The sequence below is a fragment of the Lampropedia aestuarii genome (assembly GCF_004803635.1).
GTDB classification, from domain to species: Bacteria; Pseudomonadota; Gammaproteobacteria; order Burkholderiales; family Burkholderiaceae_C; genus Lampropedia; species Lampropedia aestuarii.
Genome location: NZ_SSWX01000003.1, coordinates 41,505 through 63,652 on the forward strand (window position 1 = coordinate 41,505; position 22,148 = coordinate 63,652).

Sequence of the window (22,148 nt, forward strand, 5' to 3'; positions counted from 1 at the left end):
AACTGCTTGCGAATAAGCTGCTGTGCAGCTTGGCCGTGGCCAAGTACTTGTTGCCATGCGAGTAAAAAACGCAAGCACAGGGCTTGCGTTTTTTGGCTGGCGGAACGCCATTGCATTGTTCTAGGCCATTGAACGGGTACTTGGCTGGTGCGTCCGTTTAACGGCCCACCATATTCTCAGGCACCACCCACTGGTCAAATTGCTCCGCCGTCAAAAAGCCCGATGCCACAGCGGCATCGCGCAGGCTGGAGCCTTCTTTGTGCGCTTTCTTGGCAATGAATGCGGCTTTGTCGTAGCCAATGTGCGGGTTCAGTGCGGTCACCAGCATCAGCGAGTTTTGCACCAGCTCGGTGATGCGCGCGCGGTTGGGCTCAATGCCCACTGCACAGTTGTTGTTGAAGCTGATCATGCCGTCGGCCAGCAGGCGCACGCTTTGCAGGAAGTTGTGCGCCACGACTGGGCGGAACACGTTCAGTTCAAAATTGCCCGAAGCTCCGCCAATGTTGATCGCCACATCGTTGCCAAACACCTGTGCAGTCAGCATTGTGATGGCTTCGCTTTGGGTAGGGTTGACCTTGCCCGGCATGATTGACGAGCCAGGCTCGTTTTCAGGAATGCTGATCTCGCCAATGCCGCTGCGTGGGCCGCTGGCCAACCAGCGCACGTCGTTGGCTATTTTGGTCAGGCTGGCTGCCAATGTCTTGAGTGCACCGTGCGCGTGGACCAATGCGTCCTGCGAAGCCAGTGACTCAAATTTGTTGGGCGACGTGACAAAGGGCAGGCCTGTGATGCTGGCCAGCTCTTTGGCGACGCCTTCGGCATAGCCTTTAGGGGCGTTCAAACCAGTACCCACGGCGGTGCCGCCCAAGGCCAGCTCGTACAAATGGGGCAGTGCGTCTTGCACGTGTTTTTTGCCGTGTTCGAGTTGCGCAACCCAGCCGGAGATTTCCTGGCCCAGGGTCAAGGGCGTGGCGTCTTGCAAGTGGGTGCGGCCAATTTTGACGATGTCGTCAAAGGCTTTGGCTTTGTCAGCCAGCGTATTTTTCAACACGTCAATGGCGGGCAGCAGTTTGTTTGTCAGTGCGTCCACCGCGGCGACGTGGGCCGCTGTCGGAAATACGTCGTTGGACGACTGGCTTTTGTTCACATCGTCATTGGGGTGCACGACGCGGGCTTCGCCGCGCTCGCCACCAAGCAACTCGCTGGCGCGGTTGGCAATGACCTCGTTGAGGTTCATATTGCTTTGCGTGCCTGAGCCGGTTTGCCAAACCACCAGGGGGAATTCGTCAGGGTGTTTGCCTTCGATGACTTCTTGCGCAGCGGCCACAATGGCCTGGGTTTTTTTCTCATCGAGCAAGCCCAGCGCATGGTTGACGGCGGCTGAGGCGCGTTTGACCTGGGCCAGGGCCTTGATGATTTCCTTGGGCTGCTTTTCACCAGAGATATCGAAGTTTTGCAAGGAACGCTGCGTTTGCGCTCCCCACAGCTTGTCTGCCGGGACTTCGATGGGGCCAAAAGTGTCTTTTTCTACGCGTGTGTTGGTCTGTGTCATGGTCAAAAGCAGTGAGTCAAAAGGAGTTGAGTAACCGCCAATAGGCCGCGCGTGGGCTGGCGCTTTGGTATTGGAAATTATTCGCATTCATTCTATGCCATTGTGCACGCCCAGGTGGTCCTGCGGACTGTGCACGCGCAGTTTAGGGCCTGTTACAGGCCGGCACACATTGTTTCTTTGAGTGCCATGTCCACTGCATGGAGATATTCAATAGGATCTTACATGCGCAAATGACAAGCCTGGCCCTACAATCGGCGCCATCTTGACTGATAACGTGGAGCCTTTTGTGCCAGTGTCCCCAGCCATTTTTAAAGCCTATGACATCCGCGGTGTGGTGCCCACCACATTGAATCCTGACGTGGCCCGCAGCATTGGCCGCGCGTTTGGCACCGTCGCCAAAGCCGCTGGCGAGCTGGAGGTGGCCGTGGGCCGCGATGGCCGCTTGAGCGGCCCAGCACTGCGCGACGCCCTGGTCGAGGGCTTGACCGATGTGGGCGTGCATGTGTTCGATGTTGGCATGGTCACCACGCCGATCTTGTATTTTGCCGCTGCCACCCATACACGCAGCGGCATTCAGATCACTGGCAGCCATAATCCCAAGGACTACAACGGCTTCAAAATGGTCTTGGCGGGCAAAGCCATTTATGGCGACGACATCCAGTCGCTGCGCCAGCTGATTGAAGCAGACGTGTGGGACCTCTCCAGCAAAGGCCAGGTGCGTGTGCACGATGTTGTGCCTGAATACATTGCCCGTATTGCGTCTGACATCCGTCTGGCGCGCCCGATCAAGGTCATTGTTGACGCAGGCAATGGCATTGCAGGTGCGACTGCACCAGCTGTGCTGCGCGCGATTGGCTGCGAGGTCGTGGAAATGTTCACCGAGGTCGATGGCGACTTCCCCAACCACCACCCCGATCCGAGCAAGCCAGAAAACCTGCGTGATTTGATTGCCGCGTTGCAAACCAGCGATGCCGAGCTGGGACTGGCATTTGATGGCGATGGGGACCGCCTGGGCATTGTGACCAAGGATGGTCAGAATATTTTCCCTGACCGCCAAATCATGCTGTTTGCGCAAGATGTGCTCGCGCGCGTGCCAGGTGGGGAAATTGTCTACGACGTCAAATGCACGCAGCAGCTGGCACCATTTGTGCAGCAAGCCGGCGGCGTGCCGGTGATGTTCAAAACCGGCCACTCGCTGATCAAAGCCCGCATGCGCGAGAGCAATGCGCCGCTGGGGGGTGAGATGAGCGGCCATATCTTCTTCAAAGAGCGCTGGTACGGTTTTGACGATGGCACCTACGCTGGCTGCCGCTTGCTGGAGATTGTCAGCCGCAGCCAAGACCCATCGGCTTTGCTCAATGCCTTGCCAATCAGCCATTCAACGCCTGAATTGAACATTGCTTGCGCCGAAGGTGAGCCGCACCAGCTGGTGGCCGAAATGGTCGCCAAGGCCCAGTTTGATGCCCCCGCAGTTGTCAGCACGATTGATGGTTTGCGGGTCGACTGGGCCGATGGCTTTGGCCTGGTGCGTGCCTCCAACACCACACCGGTCCTGGTGTTGCGCTTTGAAGGCCAGAATCCTCAAGCCCTGGAGCGCATTCGCGCCGTATTTACCGAGCTGGTGTTGAGCGTCAAGCCCGATGCGCAGATTGGCGCTGCCGCGCATTGAGGCTGGCCTTTGAGTCGCTCGCCTATCTCTTACACGCCTGTTGCCCCCAGCTTGCGCTGGTCTGAGCGGCTTGCGCTGGCCTTATACGGCGTGGCCATCACGGCTGCGTCGCCATTGCTGCGTCGCAAACTGCGCAAACGCGCGGTGCAAGAGCCTGGTTACGCCCAGGCCGTGCCAGAGCGTTTCGGTTATTACGAGAGCAAACCAGAGGCCGGTGGCGCTTTGCTGTGGGTGCATGCCGTGTCCTTGGGCGAGAGCCGCACGGCCGGCCTGTTGATTGAAGCCCTGCGCCAACGCATTCCCGGCCTGCGCATCTTGCTCACCCATGGCACGGCAACTGGCCGTGCCGAAGGCCAGCAGCTCTTGCGAGAAGGGGATTTGCAAGCCTGGTTTCCTTGGGATACGCCGGGTGCCGTCAAGCGTTTTTTGGCGCACTTCAAGCCCTCGCTGGGCTTGCTGATGGAAACCGAGGTCTGGCCCAGCATGGTGCAGGCCTGCGCCCAACAAGGCATGCCCTTGTGGCTGGTGAATGCACGCTTGAATGAGCGCTCACTGGCCGGTATCCACAAAGCCCAGGTGCTGATGGGGCCGGCCTATCGCCATTTGGCGGGCGTGCTGGCGCAAACCGACATGGATGCCGAACGCCTGCAATCGGTTGGCGCGCCGGTGCAGGGGGTGACTGGTAATATCAAGTTTGATGCCCGGCCCAACCCCCAGCAGGTCGAGACGGGCTTGCAACTGCGCGCGGCCTGGACCGCCCATAGCGGCAAGCCAGTGGTCGTGCTGGCCAGTTCACGCGAAGGCGAAGAAGCGGCTTGGCTGGATGCAATTGCCGCTAGCCCCGCCTTGCATGCCGTGCAGTGGCTGGTCGTGCCGCGCCATCCGCAGCGGTTCGAGGCTGTGGCCCAACTGGTGCTTGAGCGCGGCTTGTCGTTGCAGCGGCGCAGTCGCTGGACCGACTTGAATGGCCACAGCCCAGGGCCAACACCTGCCGCTGATATTTGGCTGGGCGACAGCATGGGCGAGATGGCGCTGTACTACAGCATCGCGCAAGTGGCTTTGCTGGGCGCATCGTTTGAAGCACTGGGCGGCCAAAACCTGATTGAGGCCTGTGCCTGTGCCTGCCCAGTTATCATGGGGCCGCACACCTTCAACTTCACCCATGCAGCGCAAGATGCGCTGGCCCAGCAGGCGGCGTTGCGCGTGGCCGATGTGGCCGAAGCGGTGCAAGCGGCTGTGGCCTTGGCACACGATACGCCGCGCCTGCACAGCATGCAGCAGCAAGCGCAGCATTTTGCCCATGCGCACCGCGGCGCCTTGGATGCGATGGCCGATGCACTGGCCGGGCAATGGGCGCTGATGGCGACAGACCACGCTGGCGATCGGCTGTGATGGCTGGTGGGGTGCGAGCCGATCTGTGTTGGTTTTTTAGAACGTGTTTACGATCTTAGACATATCTGCCACGGTTTGCGCACTGCACAACGCATTGTCTGCGTTCAGGTGCGCGGCCCTTAGAATTGCGCCATGAACGAAGAATCCGACTTGTTTACTCCTGACGAATTGCCGCTGGCTGACTTGCCGCCAGAGGAACCTCCTGCAGCCGCACCTGCGATCAGTGATGACGATGGCTCATCGCTGGCAGCTTTTGCCCAACGTGCGTATCTGGAATATGCGCTGTCGGTCGTCAAAGGCCGTGCCTTACCCGATGTGGTCGATGGACAAAAGCCGGTGCAGCGCCGCATTCTGTTCACCATGGACCAAATGGGCCTGGGCTTTACTGGCAATACCGGCGCCAAACCCGTCAAAAGTGCCCGTGTGGTGGGGGATGTGCTGGGCAAATACCACCCGCATGGTGACAGTGCTGCGTATGAGGCCATGGTGCGCATGGCGCAGGACTTCTCACAGCGTTACCCGTTGGTGGACGGCCAGGGCAACTTTGGCAGCCGCGATGGCGATGGCGCGGCCGCGATGCGTTACACCGAGGCGCGCTTAGCCAAAATCACCCGCTTGCTGCTGCAGGAAATTGACCAGGGTACGGTCGATTTTGTGCCCAATTACGACGGCTCGTTCCAAGAGCCTGCGCAGTTGCCTGCACGGCTGCCATTCACCTTGCTCAATGGCGCCAGCGGCATTGCCGTGGGCATGGCCACGGAAATTCCTAGCCACAACCTGCGCGAAGTCGCCGATGCCGCAGTCGCCTTGGTCAAGAACCCCAAGCTGGCCGATGCAGAGCTGTTTGCGCTGATTCCTGGCCCAGACTTTCCGGGGGGCGGCCAAATCATCAGTAGCAGCCAGGAGATTGCCTCTGCCTACAGCAGTGGCCGCGGCTCGCTCAAAGTGCGTGCGCGTTGGGAGATGGAAGAGTTGGCGCGTGGCCAATGGCAAATGGTCGTGACGCAGTTGCCGCCCAATGTCAGCTCGCGCAAGATTCTCGAAGAAATCGAAGAGGTCATGAACCCCAAAATCAAGGCCGGTAAAAAAGCCTTGACGCAAGACCAATCATTGCTCAAAGCCACGGTGCAAGCAGTGCTTGACGGGGTGCGCGATGAATCCAACAAAGACGCGCCAGTGCGCCTGGTGATCGAGCCCAAATCCAGCCGCACCGATCCGCAGGATTTGATTGCTGCCTTGCTGGCCCACACCAGCCTGGAGACTTCGTCATCGATCAATATGACCATGGTCGGTATCGATGGCCGGCCGATGCAGAAATCGCTGCGGCAAATCCTGCTCGAGTGGATTGAGTTCCGCCAAGCCACCATTACCCGCCGCAGCCAGCACCGCCTGGAAAAAGTGCTCGATCGCATCCATATCTTGGAAGGCCGCCAGCTGGTCTTGCTCAATATCGATGAGGTGATTGCCATCATCCGCGCCAGCGACGAGCCCAAGGCTGCGTTGATGGAGCGCTTTGCGCTGAGCGAGCGCCAGGCCGAAGACATTCTGGAAATTCGACTGCGCCAGTTGGCCCGTCTGGAAGCCATCAAGATCGAGCAGGAGCTCTCCGATCTGCGCGCCGAGCAGGCCAAGCTCGAAGATATTCTGGCCAATCCCAGCAGCCTCAAGCGCTTGATGGTCAAGGAAATCGAGGCCGACGCCAAAGAGTTTGGCGACCCACGTCGCACGCTGATCCAAGAAGAAAAACGTGCAGTGGCCGAAGTCAAAGTGCTGGACGAGCCAGTCACCGTCGTGGTCTCGCAAAAGGGCTGGGTGCGCGCACGCACCGGCCACGGCCATGACCCGCAAGGCTTTAACTTCAAGGCCGGTGATGTGCTCTACAACACCTTTGAGTGCCGCACCGTCGATACGTTGCTGGCCTTTGGCAGCAACGGCCGGGTGTACTCGGTGGCGGTCGCCAGTTTGCCTGGTGCACGCGGTGACGGCCAGCCATTGACCACCTTGATCGAGCTGGAAAAGGGCACGGACCTGCTGCATTTCTTTGCCGGCCCAGCCGAAGCCAAATTGCTGCTGGCCAGCAGCGGTGGCTACGGTTTTGTTGCGCAGTTGGCGAATATGGTCTCGCGCCAAAAAGCCGGTAAAGCCTTTATCACCGTTGGCGATGGCGAAGTTGTTTGCATGCCGGCGCATATTGCAGGCAGCACGGCCTCGCAAGAGCTGATTGCCGCCACCCATGTGTGCGCAGTCTCCAATGGCGGGCGCATTCTGACCTTCTCGATTGACGAGGTGAAAACGCTCACCAATGGTGGTCGGGGTGTGGTGCTGCTGGACTTGGAAGACAAAGACAGCCTGGCAGGGGTGACCGCTTACACCCGCAGCGTCTGTATCGCTGGTCTGGGCCGTGGTGGTAAAGAGCGCGAGGAAACGCTGGAGATTCGCAGCCTCAACAACGCCATGGGCAAGCGCGCCCAAAAGGGCAAGAAGGCTGATTTCGGCTTCAAGCCCAATTCGGTGACACGCGTCGTGTGATAGTGTTGAATTCTTAAACCATAAGGCGGCTCAATGAGTTGCCTTTTTCATGGCTTGGCTGTTTGGCTGTGCTTGCAAAAAGACTCCCGCACTGCGCAAGCCGCATGGAATTGAGCTGAAGGCTGCCTAAAACGAGATCACGACGGAGTCCGCGCTGCGTTGGGCATCACCGTGAAAGACAGCCTCAATATTATTGCCATCCGGATCGAGCACAAAGGCCGCGTAGTAGCCTGGGTGGTATGGCCGCTCCCCCGGCGCGCCGTTGTCCTGGCCGCCGTGCGCCAGCGCGACTTGGTAAAAATGCTCCACCATCGCCCGGTCCTTGGCTTGAAAGGCGAGGTGGTGGCGCCCTGTCAACACACCCAAGGCAGCCGGGCTTGTGGCTGAAGTCACAAACAACTCGTCGGCCCAAAAGTAGCCATCACCCGTGCCACCCAGCGGCACGTGCAGCGCGCTGAGAATCGCAGCGTAAAAATTGTGGCTGGCAGCGAGGTCCTGCACAACCAATTGGATGTGGTCGATCAGACGACCACGATGCAGCTTTTGCGTTTCCATAAAACCCCTTTCAGGATCATTGCAGACAGAAATGTGAGCAACTTTGCCCACGTACAGCATACAAAAAGACCAGCCAGAGTCCAAGTCTGTGCAAACAAGTCGCTATTGTTCTGTGCGCTGTGAGAGCTGGTCTTGCGTTGCAGCCGTACCCGCCAGCGGGCGGTACGCGCTAAGAGCTTGCTCATTAGCTCCACGCTGCCGTGTCGAAGCACAAAATGATGCAAGGCGCCTTCCGCGCCTTTTGTGTCTTGCGCAGCTGCGCTCCAGATAATGGGCATTGCGTTGACCTCCCAGCTCGCACAGCCAGCCGATTTAACCGGCAGCCAACGGTTGACCCATCAAATTGTTTTTTTATGGATGCTGTGCTGAAATGGCCGGCGAACCATTGGTTGTTGGCATAACGCTACAGACTGAAGCTGCGGCGAAGCACTTGGCTGTATGCGCTGCGCTGAGTACTGGCCTGGCTGCAACTGTGATTTTTTCTGTAGCCAGGCACGGTGCTTGAGATCGCATGGCATCAATTGTGCAGTTTGCTATTAGAATGTCATCAATCATGGAGCCCCCCTCTGCGCGAACGCGCCCCATCTTTCCTACTCAGCAGGCGCATTCAATGCCTGCTTGTGTCTTATCACACCCCCCTCAATTGGCTGTGCCATCGGGCGCGGGGTGTTTGATTTTTCTCCCTTTCTTTTACTTTTTACTAACTGTGACGTTGCCGCAAACCAATGCGGGCAGCGCTTTTTGACATGGAATGGTTATCTGACCCGGCGGTTTGGATTGGATTGGCGACACTGATCGTCCTGGAGATTGTTCTAGGCATTGATAACCTCGTTTTTATTGCTATTTTGGCCGACAAGCTGCCGCCTCATCAGCGCGATAAGGCGCGGGTGTTAGGCCTTGGCATTGCGCTTGTTTTCCGTTTGATTTTGCTCAGTGTGATGGCGCATATCATGCGCCTGACCGAGCCACTATTTAGCGCTTGGATTTTTACTTTTTCATGGCGCGACATTATTTTGCTGTTGGGCGGTGTCTTCCTGTTATGGAAAGCCACGACCGAGTTGCATGAACGCCTCGAAGGCGTGCAGCACTCTGGTCCTTCGCGCAAAGGTTATGCCAGCTTCGCATTTGTGCTGCTGCAAATCGTGGTGCTGGATGCGGTGTTCTCGCTGGACTCCATCATCACTGCGATCGGCATGGTTGAGCATCTGCCGGTGATGATGGCTGCCGTGATTATTGCGATGGTGGTGATGCTGATTGCTTCCAAACCACTGACGCAGTTTGTGAACAGGCACCCTACGGTGGTGGTATTGTGCTTGAGCTTCTTGCTGATGATCGGCTTTAGTTTGGTGCTTGAGGGCTTTGGCTTTCATTTGCCTAAAGGCTATTTGTATGCCGCTATTGGTTTCTCGATCATGATTGAGGTGTTCAACCAATGGCGCCAGCGCAATCTGCTCAAGCACGAGGCGACGATGCCGATTCGTGACCGCACGGCCAAAACCATCTTGCGCATGCTGGGCGATCGCCATGGATTGGAGCAAAATGACACCACCCGTGAAGAGCTGGTGGCCAATGCCTTGCCACCCGCTTTTGGTGCTGAAGAGCGCAAAATGGTCAGCGGTGTGCTGACCTTGGCCGAGCGTTCGGTGCTGTCGATCATGACGCCGCGCAGCGATGTCCAGTGGCTGGACATTACCGATGACAAAGACCGCATTTATGCGATGCTGACCGACAACGCCCATAGTTTGCTGCCAGTGTGTGACCGCAATGGCTTGGACAACGTGATCGGTGTGGCGCGTGCCAAGGACTTGCTGCTCGATGTAGTGCAAACCGGTCAGATTGACCAAGAGAAAAGTTTGCGTGCGCCGTTGATCGTGCCGGAGTCGATCACGGTGATTCGCCTGACGGAAATGCTGCGCCACTCGCGCCGCCAAATTGCCTTTGTGGGCGACGAGTACGGCACGATTTTGGGCATCGTCACCCCAATGGATATTTTGGAGGCGATTGCCGGTGAGTTCCCGGATGTGGGCGAGCAGTTGTCGGTGCAGCCTCTGGGTGAAGGCCATTGGAGCGTCGAAGGCCTGATTGACCTGCATGCGTTGGAGCATGCCATTGGCATAGAAGATTTGGCTGATGAAGACGAGGAGTACAACACTGTCGCTGGCCTGATCTTGCATCAGCTGCAGCAATTGCCCGAAGTCGGCCAGGTCCTGATCTACCACGGTCTGCGCTTTGAGATCACGGCCGTAGAAGAGCGCCGTATCGAGCGGGTGGATGTGCGCCTGCTGACCGAAGAAGAGGGCTTAGCCGCAGAGTAAGCTGCCACGGCAGCAGTGGTGCAAGGCAAAGCCATGGCTACACGGCTTTGCCGCTGAGCGAAAAAAACACCAAGCGACAAGCCTGGTGTTTTTTTGATGGCTTTGAATGGTGGTTGCACCAATCAAAGCCGTGCTTGCCGGTGTGCGGCTAGCGCTGTTGGTGCATCGCTTAGGCTGTTGGCAGCTTGTAATCGCTGAGCATTTCGCGCACTCTGGTTTTGAGCAGCTTGCCTGTCGCGCCCAGTGGAATGCTGTCAACAAACACCACGTCATCGGGGATTTGCCATTTCGCCAGTTTGCCTTCATAGAAGGCAAGCAGCTCTTCACGTGTTAGGAGCTGCTCTGGCTTGAGTGCCACCACCACAATCGGGCGTTCATCCCATTTTGGATGCGGCACCCCAATCGAGGCAGCCAAGGCCACTGATGGATGGGCCATGGCGATGTTTTCGATGTCAATCGAGCTGATCCATTCGCCGCCGGACTTGATCACATCCTTACTGCGATCGGTGATTTGCATGAAGCCATCGCTGTCGATGGTGGCGACATCACCCGTTGGGAACCAGCCAATGCCTTGCGCGTCGTAGACCAGCGGATCCTTGCCTTCTTGTTTGTAGTATTTGGCAATGGTCCAGGGACCATGCACCAGCAAATCACCATAGGTTTTGCCATCCCAGGGCAGTTCCTTGCCTTGCTCGTCGACAATTTTCATGTCCACGCCATAGACGGTACGGCCTTGTTTTTCGAGGATTTTCTGCTGCTCAGCCTCACTGAGTTTGAGTTGTTTGTTCTTGAGTTTGCCCAAGGTGCCCAGCGGGCTCATCTCGGTCATGCCCCAGGCATGCAGCACCTTGACCTTGAGCACGTCTTCAAAGGTTTTGATCATCGCCGGTGGGCAGGCCGCACCACCAATGACCGTGCGGTTCAGGGTGCTAAAGCGCAGGTTATTGGGCAGCATATAGCCCAGCAGCATTTGCCAAATGGTGGGCACACCTGCAGCCATGGTCACGCCTTCGGCTTCAACCAGCTCATAAATCGATTTGCCATCCATGGCTGGGCCTGGGAATACAACTTTGGCGCCGGTAATCGCGGCGGCATAGGGCAGGCCCCAAGCGTTCACGTGGAACATGGGCACCACCGGCAGTACCGCATCGGTGGCCGACAAGCACATCACATCGGGCATGGCTGCGCCGTAGGCATGCAAGGCGGTTGAGCGGTGGCTGTAGAGTGCCGCCTTCGGGTTGCCGGTTGTGCCACTGGTATAGCACATGCTGGAGGCGGTGTTTTCATCCAGAACAGGCCACTGGTATTGGGTCGAATGTGGGCCAATCCAGGCTTCGTAGCTGAGCAGATTGGGGATGCTGGTGTCAGCCGGCAGCTTGTCTGCATCGCACAGCGCCACCCAATGTTTGACGCCAGGGCACTTGGCGTGCACCGCTTCGATGAGTGGCAAGAAGCTTGTGTCAAAACATAGCACTACATCCTCGGCGTGGTTGATGATCCAGGCGATTTGCTCAGGGTGCAGGCGTGGGTTGATCGTGTGCAGCACGCGGCCAGAGCCGCTCACACCAAAATACAGCTCCATGTGGCGGTAACCATTCCAGGCCAACGTGGCCACACGGTCGCCTTGCGCGATGCTGGAGGCATCCAGCGCATTGGCTACTTGGCGTGAGCGTTCAGCCAGCTCGGTATAGGTGTAGCGGTGGATGTCGCCTTCAACCCTGCGCGAGACGATTTCGCCATCGTGGTGATGGCGTGCTGCATGTTCAATCATGGCAGAAATCAGAAGTGGCTGATGCTGCATTAAACCTAACATATGTCTTCCTTCGTTTTTTGATTGTGATGGCCAATAGCGACCCATTGCCAAGTCTGCTGCTACACACGCTGCTTGCCGAATAGATCGGAGGCATCGCATGCGCATGGCCGTATCAGCTGGGTGATGGTGACAGGCCCATGCGCGGCGGGAAATGCCATGCATAGCGCGTGCAATCCATTGTGCGCCAAATGAGTCTATTGGCGCGTCGCGTATTTGCCAATAGTGGCTTGTGCCAATAGTGCAGGGATTTGTGTGTGCGTAATGCCAGCCATCCAGCCATCCAGCCATCCACCTGGCAGCCAGGCAGGCTGGATGCGCGTTGTTGGCAATACTGTGCAGCAAAAGAAACGCCACCAGTGGTGTGCTGGTGGCGCTGTGCTTGCCTGGCGCCAGACCTGCTGATTGGCGCAGTTGCTAGTGCTGGGGCCACGTCAGTGGCGGCTGCGCCCTCGCAGGTGGCTGACGTCCATCAGCGCCGGGCCGCTGTTTGCGCCATGGCGATAAGTGAACAGCACAATCGCTTCGTCACTGGTGGGGCGTTCGATGCGTTTGAGCTGGGTCCAGCCGGCCGCTTTGAGTAGTGGCTCGTAATGTTTGAGTTGCACGGCGTCGACCATGCTGAGCTCGCAGTTGCTGCCTTCGCTAGGCGCCTGCAGTGGCCATTGTGCTTGTGTCGAGAAAGCCGCGCGCTGCGCGGCATTGAGGCCGTAGGCCCAAATGCACTGGACGTCGGCGGGAATATGCGGGCGGATTTTCTCAATCTGTGGTGCAAAGCTGCGACCGTAATCGAGCATGGGCAGCCACAGGGTCATGGCCAGTATCACGCACCAGGTCGCGCCACCGGCTGGTAGCACCAGGCTCTTCCATAAAGCGGCCTGGTGGCGGCCTGTGCGCCAGACCACCACAGCCAACCAGACCAGCGTGGCCAGCAAGGCCAACACCAGGCTGAGCAAGGAAAATACCGGCACATAGTCGGGCGCAAGCTTGGCGACATTGGCTGCAGGTTTGGCTGGAAACCCCGTTTGTGTGGCAGTCCAGATGACCCAAATCGCCACTCCCGAGATGGTGAAGAACAACATCGTGAACCAGTCGATCAGCGACGAGACGCTGCGGCGCATGGTCGGCAGCGCAAATGCAGCCAAGGTCGCAGCCATGGGCAAGCTCAGAAACAGTGTGCGATCTCGCCCAGAGCCTCCGGAGCTTGCGGCCAGCACCACGGTCACGACAATAAAGCACAGCGGCAAGAAGACGTGGTAGCTGGGTTGGCGCTTGAAAATATGGGCACGCCAACGGTAGATCGCCCAGCAGGCCAGCGGCCAGGCGGGCCAGCCAAACCAGATCAGCAGCTTGAAAAAACTCAGCCACTGTGAAGCTTGGTGCAGCTCCCATTGGTAGGGCCATTGCCAGAATGGTTGATCCAGCAACCCGCGTGCGATCACACTGACCAGCAGGCCTGCGCTGGCATAGACCGCAATCGTGCCCAGCAGTGGTTTTTTGTGTGTCAGCATCGAGCGCGCCAGACCCACAATCGTCAACGCCCAGACCACATAGCCCCAAGCAAATGCGCCACTGAATATCAAGACGAAAAATGCCAGCGCCGTCAACAGCCAAGTGCGCAGCGCGTGGCCAGGTGGTTGAGCAAAGGCCAAAAACAGCAAGCTGGCACCAAACAGCTGCACCAGCGTTGCGCTGGTTTCATGTGAGAACTGCACCAGTCCGAAGCAGGCGATCAGGGCCAGCACACTGCCATCTGCGATCGCACGTGCGTATGCAATGGGGCGCGCCTCGCCGCCAAAGGCAAATGGCACGGGCTGGGCTTCGTTGCGTTGTGCCAGGTAATAAGTGGCACGCCAGACGCAGGCAAAACACAGCAAGAGCAGCAGCATGAACGGCAGGCGCACTGCCATTTCAGGGTCAATCCATGACGGACTCATGTGCAAGGCGATCGCGCCCAGCCAGACGGGCAGTAATTGCGCGGCAGGCTCCAGCGGCAGGCCAACCAAGACGGGTTTGAGCCATGGGGTATGCCCTTGGGCCAGCGCTTGCATATAGCCATATGCCGCCATGTCTTCATTTTTCCAGGGATGGCGGCCAACAAAGCCGGCGCATGTGTAGACCAGGCACAGCAGCCATAACCACATGCGCGGAAGCGTGCGGACGGCGGCCTGGGTCACGATGGCTGGAGTAGGGAGCTTGGTATTCACGCGAGGTGTGAAGGAAATCGAAATGGGGCTGTGCGCTTGAACTCGGCCATGCTGCTGGGGATGCCCCAGATGCCCAAATCTGTTGCATGCCATGGGCTGGCTGCTGGCTCGCGCACGATGAAAGGCAGATTGTGCCGCAATAATAGCCAGGCTAAGCAGTGCCTGTTAGTAAATACAAACAGTGCGCCTACGGCAGAGACAAAGCCCGTGCTGCCATTGCGCATAAAAAAAGCAGCGTAGCTTGCGCTGCGCTGCTTGTATTGGCAGGGCCAATAAACTGGAGGCCAGCTTATTTGGTGGCGCCAATCTTGCCGAAGCGGTTGCGGAATTTCTCGACGCGGCCGCCCATGTTGTCCACCGATTTTTGTGTACCAGTGTAGAAAGGGTGCGATTCGCTGGAAGTATCCAGCTTGAACAACGGCAGCTCGCGGCCGTCGTCAGTCGTGCCAGTTTCTTTGGTTGGAACGCAAGAGCGAGTTACGAATTTGAAGCCGTTAGACAGGTCAACGAACAACACTTCGCGGTAATTAGGGTGAATGCCTTCTTTCATGGCGTATCTCTTAGACTTTTCTCTTGCTAATTGGGGACAAGGGCAAGAACCTCGCGCCAGCCACATTGAACACCCATTGCTCAAGCACTTAGCGCAGAAAACAGCAGATTATCGCACGCAGCGCAAGCTTTTGAAAGATTTTTATTAAATCCAGTCTGTACTGAGTGCATGACAGACATTGTTGTCAATGTGCCAATAGCACTTCAGTACATTCTGCGAGTGCTGTTTCTTAGTCGCTCAACTCGGCAATCAACTCGATCTCAACGCAAGCGCCCATGGGCAGTTGGGCCACACCAAAAGCGCTGCGGGCATGCACGCCCTTGTCGCCCATGACCTCAACCAAAAACTCACTGACGCCATTGGTGACCAGGTGGTGCTCGGTGTAGTTGGGGGTTGAGTTGACCAGGCTGAGCACTTTAACAATGCGTTTGATGCGCTCGAGGTCGCCGCCTGCAGCCGATTGCAGTGTGGCCAGCAGGTCAATGCCTACGGCGCGTGCGGCCAGTTTGCCTTCGCCGGTGGTCAGGTCTTTGCCGAGTTGGCCAACCCATGCGGCGCCGTCTTTTTTAGCAATATGGCCACTGAGGAAAATCAAATTGCCAGTCTGGCTGTACATCGAATACGCGGCTACTGGCTTGGCTGCAGGAGGCAATTCAATGTTCAGGGCTTGGAGTTTTTCGTAAATTCCCATGGTGAGATTCTCTGGCTCAGGTTGTGTTGCTGCAGTCTGGCTGCAATAGGCAGCCGGTCTGCAGGGTGGACGGGGTGAAGAACACAAGCGCAGCCTAGCCGTTGAAGCCGCCGCGCCGTCAGGGCCATCATACGACAAGGCAGCCATGGTGCGTGTGTTGATTGATGGTGTGGTGATGTCAGGCGCATAGCGCTTGGGGCTTGTAGGCATGAGGGGTGCATGCATGAGCAAGATGGCAGAAGTTTCAGTGCACAAGGCCGCTGAGCCAAGCTTGTGGCGGCGGCTGCCACTGAGTGCACGTTGGTGTGTGTTGGCGCTTGCGACTGGTTTTGCCTTGCAGTTGCAGCAGCCGCAATTGTGGCCTCAAGCTGTTTATTCGGGTTTGTTGTTGTCAGCTTTGGCAGGCTTGGCGGTGTTGGTCTGGCGCGCGCGCCAGCCAAGTTGGGCTGTGCCTGCGGCGGCATCGCAGGGTGTGGTGCTATTGCTGATTGCCTGTATGGCGTTTGCATGGGCTGGCTGGCGTGCGGCATGGTTTAACGCATCGGCTTTGCCTGCCCAATGGCATGGCCTGGATGTGCAGGTGACTGGCGTGGTAGCCAGTTTGCCGCGGCTGCAAGAGGGGGTGGTGCGCTTTCGCTTTGAACCTGAGGCTGCAATGGCGGTGCAGGGCGGGCAAGCGATTGACCTGCAGCAGCTGATGGATGTCGCTTGGTATGCGTCAAACAGCAAATCAGCGCAAGCCCTGGATCCTGCCGCAACCGCTGTGGCCCATCTTGGTGAGGGCGACGATGGCCGCTCTGGTGCCGCGGCCGAGCCGGTGCGCGCTGGGGATCGCTGGCGTTTGAGCCTGCGCTTGCGCCAGCCCAGTGGGCTGCGCAATCCAGGTACTTTCGATTATGAGCAATGGCTTTGGCAGCAGGGCGTTCAGGCTACAGCGTATGTGCGCGATGGCGCCAGGGACGCAGCTCCTGTGTGGCTGGGTGATACCGGCCGGTATGGGCTCGAGCGCCTGCGCCAGCAAGTGCGCGATCGGCTCTTGGGCTCGCTCCAACACTCAGAGCATGCAGCCACTGCGCTTGAGCAGCGCAGCGTGGGGATCTTGGCGGCGCTGGTGACAGGCGATCAGCGCAGCATCGACCAGGCCGATTGGGAGGTCTTTCGTATCACGGGGGTGGCGCATTTGATGGCCATCTCTGGTGTGCACATCACGATGTTTGCGTGGCTGGCCATGCTGTGCGTGGGCTGGCTATGGCGCCGCTGCTTGCCGCTGATGCTGTGGCGACCGGCCGCTATAGCGGCTGCTTGGGGTGGTTTTGTTCTGGCTCTGGCTTATGCCTTGTTCAGTGGCTGGCAATTGCCCGCGCAAAGAACGGTGCTGATGCTGGCCGTTTGGGTTGTGATCAGCACGCGTGGGGTGCGCTGGCCTTGGTATGCAAGTTTGTCTTTGGCCGGCGCCGTGGTGCTGGTGCTGGATCCCTGGGCCTTGCAGCAGCCCGGTTTTTGGCTGAGTTTTGTTGCCGTCGGCGTGCTGCTGAATTTGGCTAGCCAGCAAGGAGCGCAGCAGCCAAGCAGGGCATCTACACCAATAGCAAGCGCGCCAGCCGCCGCAGCGGATGCAGCCACCCTCGTAAGCAGCCACAAGTCCTGGCTGAGCTGGCGCGCCTTGCACCAGAGCGGGGTGGGAAAAATGCAGCAATTCTGGCAATTGCAATGGCGTTTGACGGTGTTGTTGATTCCCTTGACGGTGAGCTTATTTGGGCAGATATCCTGGTCTGGTTTAGTGGCCAATTTGCTGGCGATACCGGTGGTCTCATGGGTTGTGACGCCCTTGGCAATGTTGGGCGTCTGGTTTGAGCCCGCGCTTGTGCTGGCGAAATGGACTATGACGGCTTTGTTGGCGGTGTTGGCATGGATTGCGCAGTGGCCTTACTCCGCCGTGTTCTGGCCCATTGTGCCTTGGTACTGGGCGGGGTTGGGTTTGTTGGCGGCCTTGTGTTGGCTGGGGCCTTGGCCAGCATGGTTGCGGCTGCTGGGGGCCTTGGTGTTCGCTTTGATGCTGGCTTGGCGCCCGGCTCCCTTGCCATTTGGGGTGTTTGAGGTCGTTGCGCTGGATGTGGGGCAAGGTGGCGGTGTGTTGATAAAAACCAGGCAGCACGCGATGCTTTTTGATGCCGGGCCAGGCTACCTTGGAGCAGGTGATGCGGGTGAGCGCGTGGTCTTGCCAGCCTTGCAAAGCTGGGGTGTGGTGCCTGAGTTATTGGTGCTGAGTCATAACCACAACGACCATACCGGGGGAGCCGCGGCCTTGATGCGGGCATTTCCGGCCATGCGTGTGTTAGCGCCTTTTCCGCAAGCCCTGTTGCCGCTGCGCGCAAGCAGCGCGCTGGTGCCTGGCCGGTCTGAGGAGCTGGACTTGAGCAGCAGAATGTCTTGGTGCCAGCAGGGTCTGAAATGGAATTGGGATGGCGTGGAGTTTGAATTCCTGTACCCGAGCGCATTGCAATTGGCCCAATGGTGGAGTGCAAGTGGCGATCGAACTCCACAGACGCCAAACGCCAATGCGACCAGTTGCGTGATGCGGGTCAGTACCGCTCAGGCGGCAGCATTGCTCACGGGTGATATTGGCCGTTTGCAGGAGCTGGAGTTGTTATTGGCCAATGCCGAGCAGCTCAAGGCCGATTGGCTGCAGCTGCCGCACCATGGCAGCCGCAGCTCATCGTCCGAGCGATTTGTGGCCGCTGTCGCACCACGTTATGCGATTGCGCAGACCGGTTTTGCCAACCAGTTCAACCATCCCCGCCCCGAGGTGGTGCAGCGCTACGTTTTAGCTGGTGCGCGTGTCATTGAGTCTCCCCAATGTGGTGCGAGTTTTTGGCAGTCACTGCAGCCAGAGAGCATCGTGTGTGATCGCGCTCAAAGACGCAGGTATTGGCAGCGCCCAAGTGCCGGTTGATTGTGGTGTGTTGGCACTGTTCTCGCTGTCTGCCCTGCGGGCGAGAAGGAGGCTTGGCGCGGCAACAAACGGCCGAGTCGGATGAATGGGCTGAAGACGATTGATTCACACTCATTGTCCGCCCGCAGCCGCTTGGGCTAGTATGAAGACGCGACTCATTGTTTGCATTATTCGAATGCAATCGATCAAACAAACAATAGCCAGAGGTGGCCATTGCAGGCCATGGTGGATGGATTGACAGGCCTCCTTGTAAAACTGGCTGGCTAATTGCTTAGAGCATTTAGAGCAGGTAGACGGTCTTGCTGCAGTTATGCGCGGCGTGCCAGCAATCGCATGGTGTACCGCGCTTGTCAGAGCGGTGCCTTGATAGAGGATAGGGGGCCGGATATTGCAGCACGTGGTTTGTGTGCGACTGCATAGAGATCGTCCAATGTTCTGCGGAACAAAGACAGTGCACTCCATGAGGATGGAGGGGTGCGCATCACAACGGGAAACGACCAATGCACAAGTTCGATGAAATGTATGAGGCCTTGCCGATTGGGCAAGGCAAAGAGCGGCCACACTATCAAACTTATGCCAAGTGGCTCGATGGCATGGCGCGCGATCAATTGGCGTTGCGGCAAGAGGAGGCCGAGGTCATTTTTCGCCAGGTGGGGATCACTTTTGCCGTGTATGGCGAGAAAGACGAGGCCGGCGCTGGCACAGAGCGGCTGATTCCATTTGACTCGATTCCACGCATCATCCCCGCCCACGAGTGGCGCAGCATGGAGCAGGGCCTGATTCAGCGTGTCACGGCGCTCAACCGGTTCTTGCACGATGTCTACCATGGCCAGGACATCTTGCGTGCTGGCATTATTCCCAGCGACTTGATTCTCAACAACGCCCAGTACCGCCCCGAAATGCAGGGCGTGGATGTGGCCAGCCAAATCTATTCGCATATCTCCGGCATTGACATTGTGCGTGCCGGTGATGGCGAGTTTTATGTGCTTGAAGACAATCTGCGCGTGCCAAGTGGTGTCAGCTATATGCTGGAGAACCGCAAAATGATGATGCGCTTGTACCCCGAGCTGTTCAGCAGCCATGCAGTCGCACCGGTTGCCCATTACCCTGATTTGTTGCTGGAGACCTTGCGCGACTGCACGCCCGACAACATCCATGAGCCGACGGTGGTGGTGCTCACACCAGGCATGTACAACAGCGCGTATTTTGAGCATGCGTTCCTGGCCCAACAAATGGGTGTGGAGCTGGTGCAAGGCCAGGATTTGGTGGTGCAAGACAAATTTGTGTACATGCGCACCACACGTGGCCTGCAGCGCGTTGATGTGATTTATCGGCGCGTGGATGACGACTTTTTGGACCCGCAGGTGTTTCGCGCCAACTCCACACTGGGCGCAGCGGGCTTGATGGAGGCATACCGCGCCGGCAATGTGACGATTTGCAATGCAGTTGGCACTGGCGTTGCTGACGACAAATCCGTGTATCCGTATGTACCTGATATGGTGCGCTTCTACCTCGGTGAGGAGCCCATCCTGAAAAACGTACCGACCTTCATGGGCCGCAAACCCGATGATCTGGCCTACGTGCAAGCCCATTTGGAGGAGCTGGTCGTCAAAGAGGTGCATGGTGCGGGCGGCTATGGCATGTTGATTGGCCCACAAGCGTCCAAAGCCGAGCTGGAGTATTTCCGCAATGCCTTGCAAACCAACCCCAGCGGCTATATTGCCCAGCCAACCTTGAGCCTCTCGAGTTGCCCGACGCTGGTCGAGAGCGGCATTGCGCCAAGGCATATTGACTTGCGACCCTTTGTGCTGAGCGGCAAAACCGTGCGCATTGCACCCGGTGGTCTGACCCGCGTGGCCTTGAAAGAGGGCTCGTTGGTGGTCAATTCCTCGCAAGGCGGTGGCACCAAAGACACCTGGGTTCTGGAGGGCTGGCAGGGCGGCCATGATGAGCCGGGTTGGGCCAACCTGGACATGCAACAACAGCAATAAGCGCGAGGAGAAACCATGTTATCGAGTACCGCAGACCATATCTTTTGGATGTCTCGCTATGTGGAGCGCGCTGAGAATACGGCGCGCATGCTGAGCGTGAACCATGACACGGCTTTGATGCCTGAGTCGCGTGATGCCGCGATGCAGGGCTGGACAGGGGTGTTGTCGATCAGTGAGTTGCAGCCAGATTACATGGCCCGTTATGGCAAGGTCACGCCCGAGCAAGTGCTGCATTTCATGGCGCTGGACCCGCTCAATCCTTCATCGATTTACTCTTGTCTCAAAGCCGCGCGTGAAAATGCACGTGCAGTGCGTGGTGCCCTGACTACCGAAGTTTGGGAGACGCACAATATGACCTGGCTGGAGCTGCACCGTTTTAACCGCAGCGGCATTTTTGAGCGCGATCCAGGGCGTTTTTTCGAGTGGGTCAAGTACCGCTCGCACCTCTCGCGCGGTGTGGCCCTGGGCACGATGCTGCACAATGAAGCCTTTCATTTTCTGCGCTTGGGCACGTTCTTAGAGCGAGCCGACAACACAGCGCGTTTGCTGGATGTCAAGTTCCATGCACTGGAAGCTGCTCCAAGCAGCACAAAAACACTGGAGCCACGCAGCCATACCCAGGAGTACTACCACTGGGTGTCGCTGCTGCGCAGTGTGTCTGCGTTTGAGGTCTACCGCCAGGTCTACCGCGATGTGGTCAGCCCCAAACGCATTGCTGAGCTCTTGATTTTGCGCCGCGATATGCCGCGTTCTTTGCATGCGTCCATGCTGGAGGTGATGACCAATCTGTCCAGTATCTCCAATGACCATTCGGGCAAAACCGAGCGCCGCGCCGGTCGCTTGTTGGCTGATTTGCAATACGCAACCATCGATGAAATCTTGACCAATGGCCTGCATGCTTTTTTGACGCAATTTTTGGAGCGCGTCAACGACCTGGGAATGGGCGTGAGCAAAGACTTCCTGGTGCACTGAGCGTGGCGCATTAGGCGCAAGGGCCAGTCTCACTAAAGCAAAGCCTGCCAACGTGGTTTGCGAAAAGGTCGTCAACAGGCTTTAGAGCCTGTTCAAAGTCCGACGCAGTCGCGCAAGGCACAAAAAAGAGGCAGTACAAGACGCCTGTTGCAGCTCATACGTCTGTATGAGCAAAACGGGCAACGCAGTCGTGCCTTGCCCTTCGGGTTGGCGCCCAAAAGGCACGCTGCTTTGTTAAAAATCCTCGCCGGTCAGATAGCCCGACTGCGGTTTTTGCCGCGCATCGTATCCTTTTGGGCTCCAACGCGGTCTGCGTGGAGACTTTGAACAGGCTCTTAGAACCGGAAGCCCTCTGGGGATGCGTCGTCCAGGTTGCTTGGCGCACTGGTGTCAGCCGCACTGGATGCTTCACTGGGGGCGTTTGTGCTGGACGGGGTCGCTGGGGCGTCGGGTAATACGCTTTTCACTGCAGGGGCTTGGTAATTGGCAGGCAGGACGCTGTTTTCTGGATAGCCGGCGGCGCTGAGGTAATTGGCCCAGTCTTGTGAGTCATAGCCTTTGAGTGCTTGCGTGCCTATCATCAGGTGCGGCAAGGTGCTAATGCCTAAATTGCTGGCTGCGCGTTGCTCTTCTGGACTGGCGATGCGGTACTCTTGAAATGGAATGCCGCGGCGCTCAAGCAACGCCCGGCCTAGCTTGCAGCCATTGCAGTCAGGGCTGGCGTACAAGGTGACTGGATAACGCGAGACGCTTTGCTGCAACACGGCAGGCAGTTTGGCCGCTGCTGCATGTGGTGCAGCAGTCTGGCTACGCACGACCGCTTGCGCCGAGGCCGCGGAGACCAGCGATGACAGCACCAGCGCCGCAACCCAGGCTGTATTGCGCAACACGCTGGAGCTTGCGGCCAAAGACTGTGCGCTTTGGCCGGCCGCTTCAGGCATTCCTAGAGTGTGTTGCATGGC

The 22,148-nt window shown here is 58.0% G+C and carries 14 protein-coding genes; 7 read left to right on the forward strand and 7 right to left on the reverse strand.

The window, feature by feature from the left end; all coding sequences use genetic code 11:
- Nucleotides 1–157: 157 nt before the first annotated feature.
- On the reverse strand, nucleotides 158–1,552 hold the full coding sequence (gene fumC / locus E8K88_RS02950; RefSeq protein WP_136405167.1) for a class II fumarate hydratase: 1,395 nt from the start codon (nucleotides 1,550–1,552) through the stop codon (nucleotides 158–160).
- A 286-nt stretch (nucleotides 1,553–1,838) separates the two neighbouring features.
- Here fumC and E8K88_RS02955 point away from each other — a divergent pair, with 286 nt between their 5' ends.
- The 3 genes from E8K88_RS02955 (at nucleotide 1,839) to parC (ending at nucleotide 7,142) form a co-directional block, all read left to right on the forward strand.
- On the forward strand, nucleotides 1,839–3,221 hold the full coding sequence (locus tag E8K88_RS02955) for a phosphomannomutase/phosphoglucomutase (protein WP_136405168.1): 1,383 nt from the start codon (nucleotides 1,839–1,841) through the stop codon (nucleotides 3,219–3,221).
- A 51-nt stretch (nucleotides 3,222–3,272) separates the two neighbouring features.
- Nucleotides 3,273–4,613 carry a 3-deoxy-D-manno-octulosonic acid transferase gene (locus tag E8K88_RS02960; RefSeq protein ID WP_420813556.1) on the forward strand — a complete coding sequence of 447 codons (1,341 nt, stop codon included), beginning with the start codon at nucleotides 3,273–3,275 and terminating at the stop codon, nucleotides 4,611–4,613.
- Nucleotides 4,614–4,745: 132 nt separating this feature from the next.
- Nucleotides 4,746–7,142, forward strand: a complete 2,397-nt coding sequence (gene parC, locus E8K88_RS02965) for a DNA topoisomerase IV subunit A (RefSeq protein ID WP_136405169.1) — start codon at nucleotides 4,746–4,748, stop codon at nucleotides 7,140–7,142.
- A 126-nt stretch (nucleotides 7,143–7,268) separates the two neighbouring features.
- Here parC and E8K88_RS02970 read toward each other — a convergent pair whose 3' ends face one another.
- Complete coding sequence (locus E8K88_RS02970; RefSeq protein WP_136405170.1) at nucleotides 7,269–7,697, reverse strand: VOC family protein; 429 nt, start codon at nucleotides 7,695–7,697, stop codon at nucleotides 7,269–7,271.
- Nucleotides 7,698–8,443: 746 nt separating this feature from the next.
- On the opposite strand from E8K88_RS02970, the gene E8K88_RS02975 reads away from it, so the two are divergent.
- The gene (locus tag E8K88_RS02975) at nucleotides 8,444–10,012 is read left to right on the forward strand and encodes a TerC family protein (RefSeq protein ID WP_136405171.1); all 1,569 of its coding nucleotides are present in this window, start codon (nucleotides 8,444–8,446) and stop codon (nucleotides 10,010–10,012) included.
- A 169-nt stretch (nucleotides 10,013–10,181) separates the two neighbouring features.
- Here E8K88_RS02975 and E8K88_RS02980 read toward each other — a convergent pair whose 3' ends face one another.
- From E8K88_RS02980 to E8K88_RS02995, 4 genes are all read right to left on the reverse strand, one after another.
- Nucleotides 10,182–11,825 (reverse strand): 3-(methylthio)propionyl-CoA ligase, encoded by a 1,644-nt coding sequence (locus E8K88_RS02980; RefSeq protein WP_136405172.1) that lies wholly within the window; start codon nucleotides 11,823–11,825, stop codon nucleotides 10,182–10,184.
- Between the two features lie 431 nt (nucleotides 11,826–12,256).
- Entirely contained in the window at nucleotides 12,257–14,029 is a 1,773-nt protein-coding gene (locus tag E8K88_RS02985) for a hypothetical protein (protein ID WP_205880010.1), read from the reverse strand.
- Between the two features lie 289 nt (nucleotides 14,030–14,318).
- Nucleotides 14,319–14,579 (reverse strand): type B 50S ribosomal protein L31, encoded by a 261-nt coding sequence (locus tag E8K88_RS02990; protein ID WP_136405173.1) that lies wholly within the window; start codon nucleotides 14,577–14,579, stop codon nucleotides 14,319–14,321.
- Nucleotides 14,580–14,808: 229 nt separating this feature from the next.
- Nucleotides 14,809–15,270, reverse strand: a complete 462-nt coding sequence (locus E8K88_RS02995; protein ID WP_136405174.1) for a RidA family protein — start codon at nucleotides 15,268–15,270, stop codon at nucleotides 14,809–14,811.
- A gap of 232 nt (nucleotides 15,271–15,502) precedes the next feature.
- Here E8K88_RS02995 and E8K88_RS03000 point away from each other — a divergent pair, with 232 nt between their 5' ends.
- The 3 genes from E8K88_RS03000 (at nucleotide 15,503) to E8K88_RS03010 (ending at nucleotide 21,186) form a co-directional block, all read left to right on the forward strand.
- Nucleotides 15,503–18,223: a DNA internalization-related competence protein ComEC/Rec2 gene (locus E8K88_RS03000; protein ID WP_136405175.1), complete on the forward strand. Its 2,721-nt coding sequence runs from the start codon at nucleotides 15,503–15,505 to the stop codon at nucleotides 18,221–18,223.
- A 500-nt stretch (nucleotides 18,224–18,723) separates the two neighbouring features.
- Entirely contained in the window at nucleotides 18,724–20,214 is a 1,491-nt protein-coding gene (locus tag E8K88_RS03005; protein WP_136405176.1) for a circularly permuted type 2 ATP-grasp protein, read from the forward strand.
- Between the two features lie 15 nt (nucleotides 20,215–20,229).
- Complete coding sequence (locus E8K88_RS03010; RefSeq protein ID WP_136405177.1) at nucleotides 20,230–21,186, forward strand: alpha-E domain-containing protein; 957 nt, start codon at nucleotides 20,230–20,232, stop codon at nucleotides 21,184–21,186.
- Nucleotides 21,187–21,521: 335 nt separating this feature from the next.
- Here E8K88_RS03010 and E8K88_RS03015 read toward each other — a convergent pair whose 3' ends face one another.
- A complete protein-coding gene (locus E8K88_RS03015) occupies nucleotides 21,522–22,145 on the reverse strand; it encodes a glutaredoxin family protein (protein ID WP_168797232.1) in 624 nt (207 codons plus the stop codon).
- Nucleotides 22,146–22,148: the final 3 nt, after the last annotated feature.